Annotated in this window: 1 protein-coding gene; it reads left to right on the forward strand. The window is 75.6% G+C overall.

Features of this window, described 5'->3' with window-relative positions; genetic code table 11:
* Positions 1 to 565 (forward strand): DUF6596 domain-containing protein (locus BFF76_RS30125; protein ID WP_338058049.1); only part of this gene is annotated, 565 nt, incomplete at its 5' end.
* Positions 566 to 860: the final 295 nt, after the last annotated feature.

An 860-nucleotide genomic window follows, 5' to 3' on the forward strand; every position in this document is an offset into this window, starting at 1 on the left:
CGCCGAGGCGACCGGCCTGCTGGCGCTGATGCTGCTCACCGAGTCGCGGCGCGCGGCCCGCATCGGCGACCACGGCGGGCTGGTGCCGCTGGACGAACAGGACCGCACCCGCTGGGACCGCGACCTGATCCGCGAGGGAACCCAGCTGATCGACAGCGTCTGGAGCCGGCGCGCTACGGGCCCCTACCAACTGCAGGCGGCGATCGCGGCCCTGCACGCGGCGGCCGCGACGCCGGAGCGGACGGACTGGCCGCAGATCGCGATGCTGTACCTGTGGTTCGAACGGCTCACCCCGACCGCACCGGTGCGGCTGAGCCGGGTGGTCGCGGTCGCCCAGGCATACGGGCCGGCCCGTGCGATGGCACTGCTCGACGACCTCAACCGGCGCCACGGACTGGACCAGGACCCTCTCACCCGGCAGCGGGAACGCGCGGTGCGCGCCCACCTGCTGCAGATGACAGGCGACGTGGCCGGTGCGACGACCCTGTACCGCGAGGCGGCGGCCCTGACCGACAACCAGGTCGAGCGCCGCTACCTGCTCGACGAGGCCGACCGTCCCACCTGACCGCCCCGACCGCCGGCCGAGNNCGCGCCGCCGCCTCGGCCGGCACCGGGGCCCCGGACCGGGCAAGCTCCCGCAGCAGCGGGACCGCCCGTTCGGCGAACGGCCTGCCACCGGTATGGAAACCGAGCCGCGCCAGGACGTCCACACCGAACGCCTGCCGCAGCGGATCCTCGCCCGCAGCCCAGGCGGCCGCGGCCTGGAACGTCTCCTCGTCGCCCCGCAGCCACAGCGTCCCCACCGCCACCAGCCAGTTGTCCAGGCCGGGGCCACCGCCCCGCAGCGCCCGGACGGCCAG

The sequence above is a fragment of the Streptomyces mutomycini genome, assembly GCF_001700505.1.
Classification (GTDB): domain Bacteria; phylum Actinomycetota; class Actinomycetes; order Streptomycetales; family Streptomycetaceae; genus Streptomyces; species Streptomyces mutomycini.